The organism is Ammoniphilus oxalaticus (assembly GCF_003609605.1).
Taxonomy (GTDB): domain Bacteria; phylum Bacillota; class Bacilli; order Aneurinibacillales; family RAOX-1; genus Ammoniphilus; species Ammoniphilus oxalaticus.
On the sequence record NZ_MCHY01000006.1, the window covers coordinates 200,369 to 217,885 of the forward strand.

At 47.4% G+C, this 17,517-nt stretch carries 19 protein-coding genes; all 19 read left to right on the forward strand.

Going from position 1 to position 17,517, the window contains the following annotated elements:
* Positions 1-67 precede the first annotated feature (67 nt).
* The 19 genes from BEP19_RS03095 (at position 68) to BEP19_RS03185 (ending at position 17,510) form a co-directional block, all read left to right on the forward strand.
* Positions 68-883 (forward strand): heptaprenyl diphosphate synthase component 1, encoded by an 816-nt coding sequence (locus BEP19_RS03095; RefSeq protein ID WP_120188371.1) that lies wholly within the window; start codon positions 68-70, stop codon positions 881-883.
* A 2-nt stretch (positions 884-885) separates the two neighbouring features.
* Positions 886-1,752, forward strand: coding sequence for a UbiA-like polyprenyltransferase (locus BEP19_RS03100; protein WP_120188372.1), 867 nt, complete (start codon positions 886-888; stop codon positions 1,750-1,752).
* Positions 1,749-2,342 (forward strand): UbiX family flavin prenyltransferase, encoded by a 594-nt coding sequence (locus tag BEP19_RS03105; protein ID WP_120188373.1) that lies wholly within the window; start codon positions 1,749-1,751, stop codon positions 2,340-2,342. Before BEP19_RS03100 ends, BEP19_RS03105 begins: the two co-directional genes overlap by 4 nt.
* Before the next feature lie 3 nt (positions 2,343-2,345).
* A complete protein-coding gene (locus tag BEP19_RS03110) occupies positions 2,346-3,197 on the forward strand; it encodes a menaquinone biosynthetic enzyme MqnA/MqnD family protein (protein WP_120188374.1) in 852 nt (283 codons plus the stop codon).
* 9 nt (positions 3,198-3,206) lie between these two features.
* The gene (hepT, locus tag BEP19_RS03115; RefSeq protein ID WP_120188375.1) at positions 3,207-4,199 is read left to right on the forward strand and encodes a heptaprenyl diphosphate synthase component II; all 993 of its coding nucleotides are present in this window, start codon (positions 3,207-3,209) and stop codon (positions 4,197-4,199) included.
* Between the two features lie 238 nt (positions 4,200-4,437).
* Positions 4,438-4,887 (forward strand): nucleoside-diphosphate kinase, encoded by a 450-nt coding sequence (gene ndk, locus BEP19_RS03120; RefSeq protein ID WP_120188376.1) that lies wholly within the window; start codon positions 4,438-4,440, stop codon positions 4,885-4,887.
* Between the two features lie 258 nt (positions 4,888-5,145).
* Entirely contained in the window at positions 5,146-5,928 is a 783-nt protein-coding gene (locus tag BEP19_RS03125) for a CheR family methyltransferase (RefSeq protein WP_120188377.1), read from the forward strand.
* 33 nt (positions 5,929-5,961) lie between these two features.
* Positions 5,962-6,273, forward strand: a complete 312-nt coding sequence (locus BEP19_RS03130; protein ID WP_120188378.1) for a hypothetical protein — start codon at positions 5,962-5,964, stop codon at positions 6,271-6,273.
* 135 nt (positions 6,274-6,408) lie between these two features.
* Positions 6,409-7,572 (forward strand): chorismate synthase, encoded by a 1,164-nt coding sequence (aroC, locus tag BEP19_RS03135; protein ID WP_120188379.1) that lies wholly within the window; start codon positions 6,409-6,411, stop codon positions 7,570-7,572.
* Positions 7,572-8,675, forward strand: coding sequence for a 3-dehydroquinate synthase (gene aroB, locus BEP19_RS03140; protein WP_120188380.1), 1,104 nt, complete (start codon positions 7,572-7,574; stop codon positions 8,673-8,675). The genes aroC and aroB overlap by 1 nt, the downstream gene beginning before the upstream one ends.
* A gap of 1 nt (position 8,676) precedes the next feature.
* Complete coding sequence (gene aroH / locus BEP19_RS03145; RefSeq protein WP_120188381.1) at positions 8,677-9,057, forward strand: chorismate mutase; 381 nt, start codon at positions 8,677-8,679, stop codon at positions 9,055-9,057.
* Between the two features lie 276 nt (positions 9,058-9,333).
* On the forward strand, positions 9,334-10,869 hold the full coding sequence (trpE, locus tag BEP19_RS03150; protein WP_120188382.1) for an anthranilate synthase component I: 1,536 nt from the start codon (positions 9,334-9,336) through the stop codon (positions 10,867-10,869).
* Positions 10,847-11,872 carry an anthranilate phosphoribosyltransferase gene (gene trpD, locus BEP19_RS03155; protein ID WP_120188383.1) on the forward strand — a complete coding sequence of 342 codons (1,026 nt, stop codon included), beginning with the start codon at positions 10,847-10,849 and terminating at the stop codon, positions 11,870-11,872. Before trpE ends, trpD begins: the two co-directional genes overlap by 23 nt.
* A complete protein-coding gene (gene trpC / locus BEP19_RS03160; protein WP_120188384.1) occupies positions 11,862-12,641 on the forward strand; it encodes an indole-3-glycerol phosphate synthase TrpC in 780 nt (259 codons plus the stop codon). The genes trpD and trpC overlap by 11 nt, the downstream gene beginning before the upstream one ends.
* Positions 12,641-13,306 carry a phosphoribosylanthranilate isomerase gene (locus BEP19_RS03165; RefSeq protein WP_120188385.1) on the forward strand — a complete coding sequence of 222 codons (666 nt, stop codon included), beginning with the start codon at positions 12,641-12,643 and terminating at the stop codon, positions 13,304-13,306. Before trpC ends, BEP19_RS03165 begins: the two co-directional genes overlap by 1 nt.
* Positions 13,278-14,477: a tryptophan synthase subunit beta gene (trpB, locus tag BEP19_RS03170; protein ID WP_120188386.1), complete on the forward strand. Its 1,200-nt coding sequence runs from the start codon at positions 13,278-13,280 to the stop codon at positions 14,475-14,477. Before BEP19_RS03165 ends, trpB begins: the two co-directional genes overlap by 29 nt.
* Positions 14,470-15,294 (forward strand): tryptophan synthase subunit alpha, encoded by an 825-nt coding sequence (gene trpA / locus BEP19_RS03175; RefSeq protein ID WP_120188387.1) that lies wholly within the window; start codon positions 14,470-14,472, stop codon positions 15,292-15,294. Before trpB ends, trpA begins: the two co-directional genes overlap by 8 nt.
* Before the next feature lie 36 nt (positions 15,295-15,330).
* Positions 15,331-16,416: a histidinol-phosphate transaminase gene (hisC, locus tag BEP19_RS03180; RefSeq protein WP_120188388.1), complete on the forward strand. Its 1,086-nt coding sequence runs from the start codon at positions 15,331-15,333 to the stop codon at positions 16,414-16,416.
* On the forward strand, positions 16,413-17,510 hold the full coding sequence (locus BEP19_RS03185; RefSeq protein WP_120188389.1) for a prephenate dehydrogenase: 1,098 nt from the start codon (positions 16,413-16,415) through the stop codon (positions 17,508-17,510). The genes hisC and BEP19_RS03185 overlap by 4 nt, the downstream gene beginning before the upstream one ends.
* Positions 17,511-17,517: the final 7 nt, after the last annotated feature.

Below are 17,517 nucleotides of genomic sequence, written 5' to 3' on the forward strand. Positions count from 1 at the left end.
AAACATTATGTAAAACTCATTTACAGTGTGATATACTGTAAACATTGTTTATTTGGGGGAAAAGCATATGAAACAAGTTAGTCAACGGCCTAACGGAGACTTCTTTGATATCTTGAGTGAGGTAAGAAAACAGGCGGAGTGCGAATTTGTGCAACGATATGTCGAGGTTCCATCAATTCCGATGCTGAGGATGAAAATACTCTTTCTATTTCTACAAGATTCGGGTGTTCCGATGGACAAGATTAAGGATTACTTAGTGCCGACGATCTTAATTCAAATGGGGTTAGATTGTCACGATGAAGTGACTTTATTTCCACAGACGACGGAACGAGGGGTACGTGAACGACAGTTGTCTGTGCTCGCGGGCGATTATTACAGCAGCAAATACTACTTTCTATTGTCTGAAATTGAGGACATTGGACTGATACGTCATTTGGCGCTCGCCGTTAGCGAGATTAATGAGTTGAAAACGAAGCTTTATACGACGAGAAATATGAATGTGGCTCTTAGTTTTTATATGCAACATCAAATTGACGCTTCATTATATATGGGTTTTTACACCCGATTTGGGAAAAGTCCGATCTGGAAAGAGATCATGGAATCGGTCGTCATGATAGAGCGATCGATCGTGGAGTTAGAGGAAAGCCGAATCGGACAGGTTGCGCCGCGCTTTTTGCGCAATCGCGCGTATGAAGTCAATCTCGATGAAGCGCATGATCTACTTGAGCAAAGCTATGAGGAAGCGTTCGAAAAGTTGCAAAAATTACTAAAGTTTACGAATCTGCATCATGTCCGCGAAGAAATGGTACAATTGATGCAGGGCTGCCAGCAAAGAATGAATCACCAGTGGCGCGTTTCGGACGGGCTTAGAAGAGGAGTTTAGGTATGAACAAACTCAAAATTATTTTAGAAATGATCAAGTTTGAACACACGCTCTTTGCGTTGCCTTTCGCTTATATGGGAGCGATCTTAGGAAGTTTTGTCGTTCTGGGCGAGTGGCCGACTGGCGCTCAATTGTTTTGGATCACGATGGCGATGGTTGGGGCTCGCAGCGCGGCGATGGCGCTGAACCGGGTGATCGATCGTGTGATCGACGCCGGAAATCCGCGCACAGCGACACGGGCGATTCCAGCTGGGCTTCTCTCTGTGAAAGAAGTCTACCTTTTTATTATCGGTTCGTTTGCGTTATTGTTTGTTGCCGCGTTCCAGTTAAACATGCTTGCTGTTAAATTGTTGCCGCTCGCGGTGTTTGCGCTCGTGTTGTATTCTTACACGAAACGTTTTACGTGGACATGCCATCTCGTATTAGGAGTTGCGATTGGACTGGCGCCGCTTGGCGGTTGGGTAGCAACAACAGGCGGGATCGATAAGGTTGGCGTGATTTTATTTATCTCAGTTGCCCTTTGGACCGCGGGATTCGATGTTATTTACGCTTGTCAGGATATGGAGTTTGATCGGGAGCAAGGATTGTATTCAATTCCGACACGCTTCGGCTTGGCGAAATCGTTGCTAATGGCCCGCTGGCTTCATGTGTTGACAGTCATTGGCTTTATTACGATCTATTTTATGGCCGGTTTGCAACTGTGGTTTGCGCTCGGTGTGCTTGTCGCGGCCTTGATTTTAGTCTATGAACATAGCTTAGTGTCCCCAACCGATTTATCGAAACTGAACACAGCCTTTTTTACGATGAATGGCGTGCTCAGTGTTGTTGTGTTTGTGTTTACTTTACTCGACTTGGTGGTTTTCTCATGAGAAAAATCTTTGCAGTTGGGATCACAGGCGCAAGCGGAGTCGTTTACGGGGCGCGGTTAACGCAGGAATTGTTGAAGCGCGATCATAAGGTTCATTTGATCGTGACGGAAGCGGGCTGGCAAGTTTTTAAGGAAGAATTGGATTGGAATACAAGTGATCGAGACGCAATTCTGGCTGAACATTTTGAACAAGCGGGCGCGGGTGAGTTGCATTACCATGGGTTGCGCGAATTTACCGCCCCGATCGCGAGCGGCTCTTATCGAACTGACGCGATGGTGATCGTTCCTTGTTCAATGGGCACGTTAAGCGGGATTGCCCAAGGGGCCTCAGGAAATTTGTTGGAACGAACCGCAGATGTGATGCTAAAAGAGGGCAAGAAGCTAGTGATCGTTCCTCGCGAAACCCCGCTCAATGCGATTCATTTAGAAAATATGTTGAAATTGAGCCGAATTGGGGCTAAGATTGTACCAGCTATGCCAGGTTTTTATCAAAAACCTGAAACGCTGGCTGACATCGTTGATTTTGTGGTTGGGAAAACGCTCGACACACTTGGAGTTCCTCATTCTTTGTTTACAAGATGGGGGGAGTAACAGATGGGGGAGCGGTTGGGAATTGGGATTAACGCCTATTCAAATGTGCTTCCAGTTACCTATTTTTTTCGCGAGCAACGATTGGAGTCAAAGGTTTCGTTTGTCGAAGCGGTTCCTGCCGAATTGAATCGCTTACTGGCTGAAGGATCGATCGATTTAGGCCCGGTCTCCGCTTTTACTTACGCGGAACATGCAGGTAAATACGAAACGCTCAATGGTTTGTCCGTTAGCGCCAAAGGACCTGTTGGTTCGATCTTTTTATTTAGTAAACGGCCGTTGGCTCGTCTTGATGGGGCGCGGATCGCGCTGACGAATACATCAGCGACATCGATTAATTTATTAAAGATTATTTTGGAAAAGTTTGAAGGGTTTCAACCGACTTATGAGATGATGTCTCCGCGCATTTCGACGATGCTTGAGCAAGCTGATGCCGCTTTGTTGATTGGCGATCATGCCATTCACGCGAAATGGAATGAACCCGCGCCTTATATTTACGACTTAGGTCAGTTATGGTATAACCATACAGGGATGTGGATGACCTTTGCGCTATGGTGTGTCCGCAAAAACGCGATTGAAACGAAAAGATCCGCGTTACAAGAAGTTCATGCCGAATTTTTGCGGGCCAAGCAACAAGGGACGGAGCAGATTGGAGAAATCATTGACTTCGTTTTACGCAAACATGGCGGAACAGAGCGTTTTTGGCGGCAATATTTTTTAGGTTTAGGCCATGATTTTGGTTTAGAGCAAAAGCAGGGCTTGGAATATTATTTTCAATGCGCGCAGGAGTTAGGTCTTATTTCTCACGCAACGGAAGTAGAGGTCTGGGGACAAGCCCCCAAAGTGAAATTAACCTAGGGTGACCGTATGAAACTAGCCGATATTTTTTTTCAAATGAAGAATGACCTACAGTATCTTGAGAATGAACTGGAAAAAGCGATTACGACAAAGGACCCTTTGTTGCACGACGCGTCCAATCATCTATTAAAGGCCGGAGGCAAGCGGATTCGTCCCATTTTTGTGTTGCTGTCCGGTAAGTTTGGCGACTACGATCGAACGAAGTTGAAATATATTGCAGTCGCTCTTGAATTGATTCATATGGCTTCACTTGTGCACGACGACGTTATTGATGACGCGGAAAAGCGCAGAGGGAAGCAAACGGTGAAGGCGATGTGGGACAATAAGATTGCGATGTATACGGGAGACTATATTTTTGCGGAAGCGCTCTTGATGGCGACGACGTTGGAAAATCCTAAAGTCCACCAAATCTTGTCCAAGGCGATCATGGAGATGACGATCGGCGAAATTAATCAGATTCGCGATTTTAATCATTGGGATCAATCTTTGCGCGATTATTTGCGCCGCATCAAACGAAAGACGGCGTTGTTGATCGCGATCAGCTGTCAATTAGGCGCGATCGTAGCTGGAGCGCCGCAGTCTGTCGTGACCGCATTGTACCGTTATGGTTATTATGTCGGTATGGCTTTTCAGATTACCGATGATATTCTAGATTTTGTCGGCGACGAAAAGAAATTGGGCAAACCTGCCGGCAGTGATTTACGCCAGGGAAACATTACGTTACCCGCCCTGTATTGTTACCACGCAACCCCGTTAGGGACGACGATTCGCGAGATGATGGAACCCGTTCAAACGACGGACAAGGACCAGCTAATCATTTCCGAGGCGAAGATGAGCGAGGCGATTGAACGAATTGCTAACAGTGAAGGGATCGAGTTTGCTCAACAGTTGGCGGATCGTTATATTTTGAAAGCGAAAGCTTGTTTAGCGTCGCTGTCAGATGGTTCCGCAAAGGAATCATTAGATGAAATTGCTAATTTTATTGGAAAAAGGGAAACATAGTTGAATTTATTTGCTTTTCATAGAGACGATTTGATAAAATCACATAGATGAAAGCGAAACAGATCTATTCGGAATACTTCCGTTTGGTCGTCGAATAGATCACATACATAAGTCCATATATTTTACAAAAATACATGACGAACACGATTGAAGGAGGTGTAACCGTTAGCCAAACACGGTTCTTGTTTTTAATGAAACAGGAGATTGACTTTTTCGTTTTTGGCAACGGTGCTACACAATGGCAAATGAAAAAACATTCATTATGGTCAAGCCTGATGGGGTGCAACGTAACCTGATTGGCGAAATTGTTACACGTTTTGAGAAAAAAGGATTTCAATTGGTTGGCGCTAAATTAATGTCTGTCAGCAAAGAACTAGCTGAGGAACATTACGGTGAACATAAAGAGCGTCCTTTCTTTGGGGAACTGGTTGATTTCATTACGTCAAGTCCTGTCTTTGCGATGGTTTGGGAAGGGCCTGGGGTCATTGCAACGGCTCGTCAGATGATGGGAACAACAAACCCGTCTGAAGCGGCGCCTGGCACGATTCGCGGCGACTATGGCATCAGCGTGGGGATGAACATCATCCATGGTTCTGACTCAGCCGAAAGCGCGGAACGTGAAATGGGATTATGGTTTACGGATCAAGATCTAACAAGCTACGATAAAACGCTAAGTAAGTGGATCTAAGTACAATGGAGCGGAGCAGCGCTGCCTACTTCAATCTAAAAAGTGGGACAAGCGTCCGCTGAATAGAAGGCTGCCTAAAGAAGATCATAGCGATGGTCTGATGGGCGGCCTTTTCTATTTATTTGTGTAAGATTATTGAATAGCCATTAACAAAAATTACCTTATTTTCATTTCATGAAGGAGTTTCTTCCAGCTGTGTAGAATTAAAGAAAGCAAGATAGAAAATACGGGTGTGGACAGGAATGAAAGGTGAGGCAAATGGCAGAACGGGATTTTATGCAATTTATCGCGCAAGTGAAGAATAAAACGGGGATTGATCTCTCTTTATATAAAGAAGCGCAAATGAAAAGACGTCTGACTTCGCTTCGAAACAAACGAGGTTATGATGATTTTTCAAGCTATTTAAAAGCAATCGCCGCGGATCAAGAGCTATACGATGAACTATTAGATCGCATCACGATCAATGTATCTGAATTTTTCAGAAATTATTCACGTTGGGAAATATTGATGAAGAAAATTCTGCCCCGTCTATTACGTGAGAAACCGAGATTAAAAATATGGAGCGCGGCCTGTTCAACAGGCGAAGAACCGTATTCGCTGGCGATGGGCTTGACACAATTGACGAGTTTACGCAATGTGGATATTTTAGCTACGGACATTGATCGTGGGGCGCTCGAGCGAGCAAAGGAAGGGATTTATCCAGAGCGTTCTTTAGCGGAATGTCCGAAACCGCTGCGGGCAAAATATTTTGAACAGCGGGAACAACTTTATCATGTCTCTAATGAAATTAAGCAAGCGGTTCGGTTTCGACGTCATAATTTGCTTGCGGATTCGTTTGAAACGGGTTTCGATCTGATCGTTTGCAGAAATGTGATGATCTATTTTACGGAAGAGGCAAAACACACGCTCTATGAAAAGTTTAGTCAGGCGCTTCGACCTGGCGGCGTGTTCTTCGTCGGCAGCACTGAACAAATTTTTCAACCGAAGCGTTATTTATTTGAACCCGAAGACACCTTTTTTTATCGAAAATTGCCGGAATAAGGGAAAAGTAGAGACGAGGAGGGAGTGCGCCACATGTTTAATTTGATGATTGTCTTGTTAGCGACGTACCTTTGTTATCAACGGGGAGCGGCATATATGTTTAAATCACGGATCATGGATAAGGCCCAAGCCGCAGGAGCAGGTTACGCCATGTTTATGCTTGCTGGGATTATTCTTGGAGAATTTACCGGCTTATCGTTTGCTTACCACTACGCCGCGGAGTCGGTCGGATGGCAGTTGGCGAGTGGAACAATCTGTTCGATTCTGCTAGGCGAAAGTTTTCATTACTATAATAAAAGACTTATACAGAAGATCCCGTCGATGGAACAGCGGAAGAACTACTAACGTAGCTAATCAAGTTGGCGCGACCTTGTCAAGATGTTCTTTTCAACTTTAATACTACCATTTTCGACATAGCTATACTATAATAGCACATAAATAATATGGCGCTTAAAAGCGTTAAAGGGTGGAGGAAATTGGATGAGATATTTGACAGCTGGAGAATCCCACGGCCCTCAGTTGACCGCAATCATTGAGGGAGTGCCGAGCAATGTGCCGATCAGTGTCGATAAGATTAATACGCTGCTGCAACGCAGACAAAAAGGACATGGTCGCGGTCGCAGGATGCAAATCGAAACGGATCAAGTTCGGATCGTTGCTGGCGTGCGTCACGGATTGACGACAGGGGCGCCGATCTGCTTGATCGTAGAAAATAAAGATTGGACGCATTGGGAACATATTATGGGCGTTGAACCGTTAGCTGAAGGACAAGAACTTCAACGTGAGGTGACAAAACCGAGACCTGGTCACGCAGATTTGAACGGGGCTTTAAAATATAATCAAGAGGACATGCGCAACATTTTAGAGCGGTCAAGCGCGCGCGAAACAGCGGTTCGCGTTGCGGTCGCGGGTGTTGCCCAACAATTGCTAGAACAGTTTGGCATTCGCGTCGGAAGTCATGTGAAGCGGATCGGATCCGTTGAAGCGAAAGAGATGGAGATGCCGTTAGCGGATTTGATCGAAGTGGCGGAAGCTTCTTCGGTTCGTTGTTTGGATCCTGAAGCGGGCCAACAAATGATGGACTTGATCGACAAAGCAAAATCGGAAGGGGATTCCTTAGGCGGGATTGTTGAAGTGATCGCGGAAGGCTTGCCTATTGGATTGGGCAGTCATGTCCAATGGGATCGCAAATTAGACGGGCGTCTTGCCCAAGCGATCATGAGTATTCAAGCATTCAAAGGGGTCGAGATTGGAATCGGATTTGAAGCGGGCGCAAGACCCGGTTCAGAAGTGCATGATGAGATCGTTTGGGACGAAGAGGGCGGATTTTATCGCAGTTCCAATCGAGCGGGCGGTTTTGAAGGCGGCATGACAACGGGAATGCCGGTTGTTGTGCGCGGCGTAATGAAGCCAATTCCAACGTTGTACAAGCCATTGCAAAGCGTTGATTTAGCGACGAAAGAGCCGTTCGAAGCGACGATTGAACGATCTGATAGTTGCGCGGTGCCAGCGGCGGCGGTTGTTGCCGAAGCGGTTGTCACAATCGAATTGGCAAAAGCGATGATTGAGACGTTCCATAGCGATAACTTAGAGCAGATGAAACAGAGCGTTGCCCAATACGCGAGTTATTTGGAGAGCCGCTAATGAACCAGCTGACGGTTGATTTAGGTGAGCGAAGTTACCCGATTTTGATTGGTAAAGGTCTGCTTCGTCAGCTACCGCAACAGTTGGCGGCGCGCGGGATTGAGCCGCGACAAACATTATTTATCGTCAGCGATGAACATGTTGCCCCGCTCTATTTGGAACAGGTCGTCAATGGATTGGAGCAGGCGGGCTATCGTTGCGGCTATCATATCGTTCCCGCGGGAGAGCAAGTGAAGAGTCTAGCCTATTTAGAAGAAATTACGGGTAAAGCGCTCGAGATAGGGCTGGATCGTAACTCTGTGTTCCTCGCGTTAGGCGGAGGAGTGATCGGGGACTTAACTGGCTTTTGCGCGGCGGCTTACATGCGCGGGGTTCCGTTTGTCCAAATTCCGACCACGTTGCTCGCCCACGATAGCAGTGTCGGCGGAAAAGTGGCGGTCAACCATCCGCTCGGTAAAAATATTATCGGGGCGTTTCATCAACCGAGCCTCGTTTTATACGACACGGAAACGTTAACGACGTTGCCCAAACGGGAGATCTATGCCGGTTTTGCGGAAGTGTTAAAGCACGGACTGATTTGGAGCGAATCGTTTACGAATTGGTTAAGCGACAACGCATCCTCGTTACTCTCCTTGGAATCTCCGTTCATCGAAGAGGCGATTCAACAAGGCTGCGCGATCAAGGCGGAAGTCGTTTCCAATGACGAGCGTGAGCAAGGCTTACGAGCGATCCTCAACTTGGGCCATACATTTGGACACGCCCTTGAGGCGATCTCGTCCTATGGCGGGCTGATTCATGGTGAAGCGATATCGATCGGGATGGTGGCGGCGGCATTGCTGGCGGAACGGATTGGCTTAACGAAAGCGGAGGACCGTGTGGCCGAACGGACGATCTCCCTTTTAAAACAATACCACCTCCCTGTTCAATTACCGTCGGCATTTGCAATTGACGATATTTTGGCCGCAATGCGTCACGATAAAAAAGGCAAAGACGGCAAATTCGTGTTTGTGTTGCCAACAGCGATCGGCGCGGTGGAGATCGTCGAAAATGTAGATGAAGCGGATATTATTGAAACGTTGAAAATATGTAAAGAGGTGGAGTAAGTTGGGTGTACGGGGCATACGCGGAGCGACAACGGTGAACGAAAATCGATCAGAAGAAATTTTAAAGGCGACTAGTGAATTGATGGAGGAAATTATTCGTGAAAATGATTTTCAAGCGGATGACGTCGCCTCGGTGCTCGTTACGGTAACGACGGATCTGAACGCGGATTTTCCCGCGAAAGCGATTCGGGCATTGCAGGGTTGGGAGTTGGTTCCGTTGATGTGTTCGACTGAAATTCCCGTTCCCGGCAGTTTGCCGCGCTGCATTCGTTTAATGCTGCTCGTCAATACAGATGTCGGAGCGGATCAAGTGCGTCATGTGTTTTTAGGCGAGGCTGTGAAATTGCGACCTGATTTAACAAAAACAGGCGGATCGATGTAAAGAAATGTATTGACAGCATAAAGCTAGTTGTAATAAACTAAATCTAAGAATGAGTTGAGCTGAGAGTAGAGAAGTTAGTTGAGCTGAGGAAGAGTAGAGTCTGATATGTTTGCAATGATTAGAGGACCCGTGTGTCATCTAGTCTATTTCCTATACATATCAAGTCCAGGATTCCAAAGGTCCCTGGACTTTTTTTTGTTTTAAAAACCATAAAGACCTCACCCTATTCCCTCACTCCACTTCTCAAGCGGCATTCATAAAAGGAGAGGTGGCCCTATGTATTATCCCTCATTAGAAAAAGTTGAAAGCCTTTATCACGATTACAATTTAATTCCGATTCGGATGACGTTTATGGCGGATCAAGAGACACCGATTAGCATTTATCAGAAATTACAACGTGATGGTTCCTTTTTATTAGAAAGTGTAGAAGGCGGCTCGCGTTGGGCTCGCTATTCATTCATCGGCTTACACCCGTTATTAACGTTTGAAACGAAGCAAGGGCTGACGAAGATCCAGCATCGCGACGGGCGGCTCGAACAAAAAGAAGGCAATCCGGTGTATCTATTGCGTGACACGCTAGCGGCATATCGGAGTCCGGTTTTGTCGGGAACCCCGCGTTTTACAGGCGGCGCGGTCGGATACTTTGGATTTGATATTTTAACGTACTTTGAAGATTTGCCCGTCAGTCCAGATAACGACTTGCAAATGGATGATGTGAAGTTTATGTTTGCTGATTCGGTGATCGTGTTTGACCATTTAAAGCAGGAGATTCAAGTGATTGAACACGTGCATGTCGAGGCAAACGATACTGCGGAAACCATCCAAGCAAAGTATGATAATTGCTGCGCGCGGATACGACAGATGGCCCAAAACATTCGCAAATCGGATCAACAATCTCGCGATCTATACATGATGCCAGAACAGATAGAACCGATTGAAGTAAATTCGAACATGACGAAAGCGGAATTTCTACAGATGATTGATCGCGCCAAACAGTACATCAAATTGGGCGACGTTTCACAAGTGGTTGTTTCGCAACGCTTTGAAGTGGCGGAACCGCCGCAGCCGTTGGATGTGTATCGTGTGTTGCGCTCTTTGAATCCTTCGCCTTATATGTATTACTTGCAATTTTCGCAAGATGAAAAATTAGTAGGGACATCGCCTGAGCTACTCGTCCGCGTTGAAGAAGGCAGAGTAGAGACGAGACCGATTGCGGGAACGAGAAAACGAGGCGAAACAGAAGCGGAAGATGCGAAGTTGATCGAAGAATTACTCGCTGATAAAAAGGAACGAGCCGAGCATGACATGTTAGTCGGGTTAGGCAAAGAGGATATCGGGCGTGTTTGCAAAGCGGGTAGCGTGAATGTCGAGCAGTATTTAGAAGTCGAGTTATACTCGCATGTAATGCATATCGTATCCCATGTGGCAGGGAAGTTACATCCAGACAAAAGCGCATTCGACGCGCTTATCTCCTGCTTCCCAGCGGGAACGGTCTCCGGATCGCCCAAATTACGGGCAATGGAGATTATTGCGGAATTAGAACAGACGGCCCGTAATGCGTATGCGGGAGCGATTGGTTACTTTAGTTTTACGGGTAATATGGATTCTTGCATTACGATCCGCACGATCATCTTCAAAAACGGGAAAGCCTATATTCAGGCCGGAGCGGGCATCGTTTCCGACTCTGTGCCAGAAACCGAATTTGAGGAGACGGAAAATAAAGCGAAAGCATTGATTCGGGCGATTCAGGTTGCAAAACAGATTAAGAGATTAGAGGAGGATGATGAGCATGTTTCAAGCGCTGCTAAATAAAGTAGTCGACTTAGAACATATGAGTAGAGCAGAAGCGAGAGAGTCGATGGACCTGATTATGCAAGGGGAGGCTACGCCAGCCCAGTTAGGCAGTTTCTTAACTGCGTTGCGGATCAAAGGCGAGACGATCGAGGAGTTGACGGGGTTTGCCCAGTCAATGCGCTCTCACGCGACGCAATTGCAGGCCCAAACCGAAAACTTAATTGATACATGCGGCACAGGCGGCGATGGAGGCAACACGTTTAACATTTCAACGGCGTCTGCTTTAGTCGCGGCGGCAGGCGGAGCCCGCGTTGCCAAACATGGCAATCGAGCCGTTTCAAGTCGCAGTGGCAGCGCCGATGTGCTCGAGAAGCTTGGCGTGCATATTGAGTTAAGCGTTGAAGAAGCGACGCGTTGTTTAGAAGAAACGAACCTTTGCTTCATGTTCGCTCCATTGTATCATCAGGCGATGAAACATGCGGTCGGAACGCGACGTGAAATTGGTTTCCGCACCGTATTTAACCTACTAGGTCCAATGACCAATCCAGCGGGCGCAGACCGCCAAATTATCGGGGTCTATGATGCGAGCTTAGCGGAAAAAGTGGCGTATGCGTTGCGCGAACTGGGTTTAACGCGTGGATTGGTTGTTGCGGGAGAAGACGGGCTTGATGAAATTAGCGTGTGCGCCCCAAGCAAAATCGTTGAATTGAAAAACGGCGAAATCTTTAGCTATCGCGTGACGCCCGAGCAATTGAATGTTGGCGTTCATTCATTGCAGTCGATCTCCGGTGGTCATGCCGATGAAAACGCGGAAATCATCCGCCAAGTCTTTGCGGGAGCGGAAGGCGCCGATCGCGATATTGTACTCGTCAATAGCGCCGCCGCGTTATATTTAGCGGAGAAATGCGGATCGTTGGCAGAAGGCGTTGAACTTGCTAGGCAACTCATAGATGATGGATTAGTTACACAAAAGCTCGATGAATTAGTCGGCTTCACAAGGAGGATCTCTCATGCTTCATAAGATTATTGCAGAAAAAAGACGAGAAGTAGAAAGCTTGAAAAGGCGGCTTGATCACGGTAAGATCGAAGAGGCGCTCGGCGCGGTTGCCGCTCCGTTGCCATTTGTGGATAGATTGTTATCAAGTAAGCGAAAAGTGAGCGTGATTGCCGAGGTGAAGAAGGCCTCGCCGTCTAAAGGCGTGATTCGCCCTGATTTTGATCCGCTTGCGTTAGCTCAGGCCTATGCGGACGCCAACGTAGAAGCGATGTCCGTATTGACAGATGAGAAGTTTTTCCAGGGAAATAATGACTATTTAACGACGATTAAACGGGAGATCCCTACAACTCCTTTACTTAGAAAAGATTTTATCATCGATCCATTGCAAGTGTACGAAGCGCGCCTAATCGGGGCCGATTGCATTTTACTGATCGCCGCGGCTCTCGAACCGCGTCAGTTAAGCGAGTTGGCGGATTTGGCCGCGGAACTTGGGATGGATACGTTGATTGAAGTGCATAACGAAGCAGAAATTGAACAAACATTGGCGCATACGAAACCATCGGTGCTGGGGATTAACAATCGTGATTTAAAGACGTTCGAAACGACGTTAAAAACGACAGAGCGTCTCATGTCGTTCATTCCAAGTGACCTGCCTGTGATTAGTGAGAGCGGGATTCGTTCGCGAGAAGATATTGATTATTTAGCGGGACTTGGAGCCCGTGGTGTGTTAGTCGGCGAGCACTTTATGCGTCAACAAGACATTACGGTCGCGGTCAAAGAGTTGGTTGACTGATGAGTCTAAAGCTAAAATGTTGCGGCTTTAAAGATCTTGATGGGGTTCGAAAGCTACAGGGGCAAGCTGTTGATTATGTCGGTTTTATCCTGGCTCCGAGCAAACGGCAAATTACGGTGGAGCAGCTAGCCGAATTGACCCCGCATGTTCCGACTGGGATGAAAAAGGTCGGGGTGTGGGTCAATCCGACCTTCGAGGAAGTCGTTGCGGCGGTTCAAAAGGCGGGTTTAGACGCGGTTCAATTGCATGGTCACGAACCGCCTTCTTTTTGCGAGCAGGTCAAACAAGCCTGTTCAGTCGATTTGATCAAAGTGTTTCACGTCGGAGAGGGGCGATCGACCGCTTTGCCAGAGGCGTATGGAGCGGTGATCGACTATGCGTTGTTGGATACGTATGATCCCCAGTTGGCTGGCGGAACAGGTAAAGCGTTTAACTGGGAGCAAATCGGGCGCTATCGGGAATGGTGTGATGAACATGGCGTTCAGTTGCTTGTCGCGGGCGGGATTACAGCGGAGAACGTGACAGATTTACTATCTCATTATGCAATCGATGGCGTTGATCTGGCGAGTGGTGTGGAAACGGATGGAAAGAAAGATGTTGTAAAAATAAAAACTTTGGCTGAGAAGGTGAAACGGTATGGCAACAGTTCCAAACGAAATCGGTAGATTTGGAGAATACGGGGGGAAGTACGTACCCGAGACATTAATGAACGCGTTGGAAGAATTAGAGCAAGCTTATCGCGCGGTCCAGAAAGATGAAAGCTTTTATAAGGAGTTACAATCATATCTTCATTATTTTGCGGGACGGGAAACGCCGCTTTATTTCGCAGATCGTTTAACTGAGCATTTAGGCGGGGCAAAAATATATTTGAAACGTGAGGACCTTGTGCATACAGGGGCGCATAAATTGAACAATGCCTTGGGACAAGGGTTACTTGCCAAGAGAATGGGTAAGACGAAAATCGTTGCTGAAACAGGGGCGGGCCAACACGGGGTCGCATCAGCGACAGTCGCGGCGAAACTAGGCTTAGAATGCAAAGTGTTCATGGGCGAAGAAGACATTCGTCGCCAAGCGCTCAACGTGTTTCGAATGGAACTGTTAGGGGCGGAAGTGATTCCTGCGTTGTCAGGCACGAAAACGTTGAAAGACGCGACAAATGAAGCGATTCGCTACTGGGTGTCCAATGTTGAAGATACGTTTTACTTACTCGGTTCAGTCGTTGGACCGCATCCGTATCCGATGATTGTCCGTGATTTTCAACGCGTGATTGGCGATGAAACGAAGCGACAGATTTTGGAGGCGGAAGGACGCTTACCGGATACGTTAATCGCTTGTGTTGGCGGCGGCAGCAATGCGATGGGACTCTTTTATCCGTTTATGAAAGATGAGAACGTGCGGATGATCGGGGTTGAGGCGGCTGGTAAAGGGGTTGAGACCGATCAGCATGCGGCGACCTTTGCGAAAGGACGCAAAGGAGTAATCCATGGCTCACTAACGTACTTATTGCAAGATGAGCATGGGCAGATTCAGGAACCGTATTCAATCTCCGCTGGATTGGATTACCCAGGTGTTGGACCTGAACACGCTTATTTGAAAGATTCGGGCCGGGCGACTTACCATCCGATTACGGACAAGGAAGCGTTAGACGCCTTGCAAATATTATGTAAAACTGAAGGAATTATTCCCGCTCTTGAAAGCTCTCACGCGGTGGCGGAAGCAATCAAGCTCGCGCCAAGTTTACCGCCTGAGCATTTGATCGTGATTAGCTTGTCGGGAAGAGGAGATAAAGACGTCGAATCGATTCAACGTCATTTAGGAGGAAAAGCCGATGAGTAAACAAACAAAGCAGAACCGTATTGAAGCGATCTTCGAAGAAAAACCGTTGCCTTTGTTGATGCCGTTTATTACAGCGGGCGATCCGACCCCAGAGGCGACGATTGATATTTGCTTAGCGTTGCAAGAAGCGGGAGCGGGCATCATTGAATTAGGCGTTCCTTATTCTGATCCGTTGGCGGATGGACCGACGATTCAACAAGCGTCTTTACGGGCGTTGAAAAATAAGATTACACTCGGAGATTGTATTGAGTTGGGAGCGACGATGCGTGAACGCGGCCTTGAAATCCCGCTCGTGTTGTTTAGCTATTTTAATCCCGTGTTGCAATTCGGCTATGACAACTTGCTAGAAAAAATGAAGAAAGCCGGGTTTGACGGGTTGCTTGTGCCGGATCTACCGGTTGAGGAAAGCGCAGAATTAGAGCAATTGGCGTCTTCTTTTGATATTCCATTTATCTCACTGGTTGCGCCGACCTCCAAGCAACGCATTGAAAAGATCGTGAAAAACGCGCGCGGCTTCATTTATTGTGTTTCCTCTTTAGGGGTGACAGGGGCGAGAAGCGAGCTGGACGCTGGCTTATCCGATTTTCTCGATGAGGTGAACGCGCTCGCGAAAGTGCCTGTCGCGGTTGGCTTTGGTATTTCTCGGAAAGAACAAGTGGATCAATTAAGCTCACATGCGGACGGCGTGATTGTCGGCAGCGCGATTGTGCGTGAAATTGAACAGCGCGAAGAGATGTTGCGTGATGAAGCAAAGCGGCCGCAAGCGTTGGCGGAGCTTAAAACATTTGTGCAAACCCTCATGTCTGGAGTAAGATAAAAAGAAATGTAAACTGTAGCGCGAGGAGTGAGAGATATGATTCCAAAGAAACAAATCGTTGATCTGCCTGTCTATCAGCCGGGTAAACCGATTAGCGAAGTAACAGCAGAATTAGGGCTGAAGGAAATTGTAAAATTAGCGTCGAATGAAAACCCGTTCGGTTGTTCGCCGCGCGTAAAAGAAGCGCTTCAGCCGTTGTTAGACCGATTAGCCTACTACCCAGATGGGGGAAGCATGGAATTGAGGGCGAAACTAGCCGCTTTTCTTGGGGTGGACGAGGATCGCTTAATTTTTGGGAATGGATCGGACGAGCTATTAATGTTGACGACCCGCGCTTATTTGGAGCCAGGTTTGAACACCGTCATGGCTACGCCTACTTTTTCCGTCTATAAAACAACTTCAACGGTTGAAGGCGCTGAGGTGATTGAAGTTCCGTTGCAGGATGGAAGGCATGATCTGCCGGCCATGTTAGCGGCGATTAATGACAAGACGAGGATCGTTTGGATCTGTAATCCGAACAATCCGTCTGGCACGATCGTTTCTGAACAAGAGCTGCGTCAATTTTTAGATCAAGCGCCAGCGACGACACTTGTTGCCCTTGATGAAGCCTACTATGAATACGTGACGGATGCCAGTTATCCGCAATCGCTTGATTTGTTAAACGAGTATCCAAATGTCATCGTGTACCGCACATTTTCCAAAATATACGGAATCGCCGGACTGCGAATGGGTTATGGAGTCGCGTCAGCGGATGTGATCGATAAGATCAATCGGGTCCGTGAACCATTTAATACGAGCAGTGTCGCTCAAACTGCGGCGATTGCGGCAATAGCGGACCAAGATTTTGTTAATACGTGCCGCGAGGTGAATGACAAAGGACGGGAGCAATTGTATCGCGGTTTTGATCAATTGGGATTGAGCTATTATCGGACGCAAGGTAACTTTATTTTGGTAGAGACGGGGCAAAACGGTAACGAAATTTTTGATGCTTTGCTTAAAAAGGGGTACATTATTCGCTCTGGTGTACCGCTTGGCTTCCCCACTTCGATTCGAGTGACGATCGGCAGCGAAGCGCAAAACGCGGGCTTTTTGCAAGCGTTGGGTGAGGTGCTTGCCACGTGAAAAAGAAGGTAGCGGTGTTGGGTGTGGGACTGATCGGAGGGTCCCTCGCCCTTGCCATTAAAAATGAACAGACAGAAATTATCGGTTTCGATGTCGAGGAGGAGACGCTGCAACAGGCGTTAGCGCTTGGCGTGATCGACCAGGGCACAACCCATTTGGCTAAAGCGGTGCAAGACGCTGATTTTATTTTCCTCTGCTCGCCTGTCGCCAAGTTGTTTGAACTCATTTCATTTCTTCGCTATACGCCATTGAAAGAAGGGGCGATCATTTCTGATACAGGCAGCACCAAAGGGACCCTTGTCGAGTGGACAAGCGATTTCCAAAAGAAAAATGTTCACTTTATCGGTGGACATCCAATGGCTGGCTCCCATAAATCTGGGGTGGAGGCGGCCCATGATCACTTGTTCGAAAATGCTTACTATGTATTAACGCCAGACCAAAGCATTCCGCAAGAGGCAGTCGATTCGCTGCAAGCCTTGCTCGCTCAAACGCGGGCGAATATCGTAATTTTGGACCCAACTGAGCATGACCAAATCGTCGGGGCAATCAGTCATTTTCCACATATCATCGCTGCGGCATTGGTCAAACAAGTCGAGCGATACAGCGACGAATCTCCGTGGTATCATCAGTTGGCTGCGGGCGGTTTTCGGGATATTACGCGGATTGCCTCTAGCAACCCGCAAATGTGGCGCGATATTTTGCTCAATAACCGTAAAGTGATGCTTGATTTGGCTGAAGATTGGAAAAAAGTGTTGGATGAAATCATCACCCTTGTGCGTGAGTCAGACGGGGCGGGCATTCAAAATTTTTTCCAAGAGGCGAGGTCTTTTCGCGATCAATTTCCAGAGCGTAAAAAGGGCGCGATCGCTCCCATGTACGATTTGTTCGTTGATGTAGCGGACCACCCAGGTGTGATCGGGCGAATTACGACGTTGCTCGGCGAAAAGGAAATTAGCATCACCAACATTCGCATTTTGGAAATTCGCGAAGACATAATGGGTGTGTTAACGGTGACATTTAGGAGCGATGAAGATTTAGAACGGGCTCGAGAAGCGCTAACCGAAGAAGGGTACCGCGTTTATTCTCGAGAATAAATAGGCA